The following is a 2126-nucleotide window of genomic DNA, read 5'->3' on the forward strand; positions in this document are numbered from 1 at the left end:
TTGAAATCTGCTTATTCTGGAAGTGGTTTCGAGAAACTCTTATGGTCATGGGGCGGAGGGAAACGGTGAGACTCCTGTGGGATTTGCGGGACAGTTGAGACCCCGCAGAGCGAAGTAAGCTCGAGGAGGCTCAGCGTCCGCCCCACGGAAAGCGAACCTTTTCCCGCAGCCCCAAACTCACACGAATGTCTCGAAACTGAGTCTTACGGAATAGGGAGCTTAATTAAATTAGCTAAATAGGTATGCGGTGGATGGGTTAAGACTCTTCCCACTGATTTCATAGCTTAACTCATACTAGGATGGGTATACCGATGCATGTAATTTCCATTATTTTATAATTGAACTTTACGTTAACGTAAATGATATAGTTTAATTGTGAGAATTTTCTAACGTTAGAGGGGATTGAATGTCTAATTTTCTATCCATAGCTGAAGTAGCCGAACATTTTGACGTTTCAAAAAGGACAATTCGCTATTATGAAGAAATTGGTTTGATTGAACCACCGAGAGAAAATAATCGACGAGCATTCAGTTCTGCTGATATGACGAGGCTGAGTCTGATTTTTCGTGGCAAAAAATACGGTTTCCAGCTCGATGAAATTAAAGACATGATCCTACTGTTTGATCAGGATCCCTCAGGCGTCAAACAGCTCGAGCGAACCATCGGTTATGGTAAAAAAAAGATGATGGAGGTGGATGCCCGTATTCGCGAGTTGGAGAATTTGAAGGCTGAAATGAATGAGTGGCTCACCAAATTTGAAGAAGAAATAGCCAAAAGGAGAGGGGAATCTTCATGAATCTTTCAGAGCTTTTAGCTTATCAATCCCGTAAGTATCCTTCAAAAGAAGGGCTCATCACAATTGATGAACGTTTGACTTATAAGGAATGGAATCAGGCGGTTAATCAATTTGCGAAGGCTCTTCAACGCCTAGGAGTCCAACCCAATGATAAATTCGTCATCCATATGCCGAATACGATAGAGTTTGTCATTAGTTATTTTGCTGTTCAGAGGGTTGGAGCTGTAGCCGTTCCAATCAATGCGAGGCTGATGGCTGAAGAAGTTTCTTATATTATTGATCATAGTGACGCTAAAGGTTTTTTGACAGATGATCGGCTTTTTAATCAAGTTTCTTCTTTACCAAAAAACAATAATGGGATTTTTATAAAAACAAACGAGTCTGCTGAAGGATGGTTATCGTTTGATGAGCTTTTAGAGTCTGAGGATCGGTCAGAGGTGAAGTGTGAAGTAAAGGACGAAGACGAAGCTGCAATTTTATATACATCAGGGACCACTGGGCGGCCTAAGGGAGTCGTGTTCACTCATAAAAACATTATGACTGTTGCTTCCATGATGGCTGTGGAAATGGAAATGAAACCAACAAGCCGTATGCTCCACATGATGCCGCTCAGTCATTCGGCTCCGCTGCATCTTTTTCTCATCGGTGGAACTTATGTAGGTGCTACTCACGTGCTTTCTCCTTCCTTTACTCCTGATCGGTTATTAGAGCTTGTGTCTAAGGAAAGGACGACACATTTCTTTGGAGCACCAGTTGCTTACTTGATGACGGCTAAGCACCCGAAAGTGACAGAGACCGATTTATCATGGATGAAATATTGGGTCTACGGTGGAGCTCCTTTATCGCAGACGGAAGTTCATTTCGTGGAGGAACAGTTGGATACAGATCATTTATGCTGTGTGTACGGGTTAACGGAGGCTGGACCGAACGGCACGCTGCTCATGCCTCAGGAGCATTCATCGAAAGCTGGAAGCATCGGACAGAGAGCTGCTTTGAATTGTGAAATTCGGCTCGTTGATGAACAAGGCCAGGATGTAGGAACGAACGAAGTCGGCGAAATTATCCTCAAAGGGGAAGGAAATATGAAAGGGTATTATAAGGACAAGACGAGAACAGAGGAAGCCTTTCAAGATGGTTGGCTGTTTACTGGAGACCTGGCAATGAAGGATCAGGATGGATTCTATTGGGTAGTCGATCGTAAAAAGGATATGATCATTTCTGGAGGAGTGAATATATATCCTCGGGAAGTCGAATCGATTCTTTTAGAACATCCCCATATTACTGATATCGCCTTAGTTGGTGTTCCTCATGCCTATTGGGGAGAAACGGT

Annotated in this window: 2 protein-coding genes; both read left to right on the forward strand. The window is 43.2% G+C overall.

Features of this window, described 5'->3' with window-relative positions:
• Positions 1–406: 406 nt before the first annotated feature.
• Complete coding sequence (locus tag LD39_RS20325; RefSeq protein ID WP_035552898.1) at positions 407–796, forward strand: MerR family transcriptional regulator; 390 nt, start codon at positions 407–409, stop codon at positions 794–796.
• The coding region (locus LD39_RS20330; RefSeq protein ID WP_035552901.1) for a class I adenylate-forming enzyme family protein at positions 793–2126 on the forward strand (1334 nt) is incomplete at its 3' end. The genes LD39_RS20325 and LD39_RS20330, both read left to right, overlap by 4 nt.

Origin of the sequence: Halobacillus sp. BBL2006, assembly GCF_000786645.1 — a bacterium.
GTDB lineage: Bacteria > Bacillota > Bacilli > Bacillales > Halobacillaceae > Halobacillus.

Bases quoted from the DNA above. Each gene is read 5' to 3' on its own strand.
- LD39_RS20325 (WP_035552898.1), top strand. From the start codon at position 407: ATGTCTAATTTTCTATCCATAGCTGAAGTAGCCGAACATTTTGACGTT.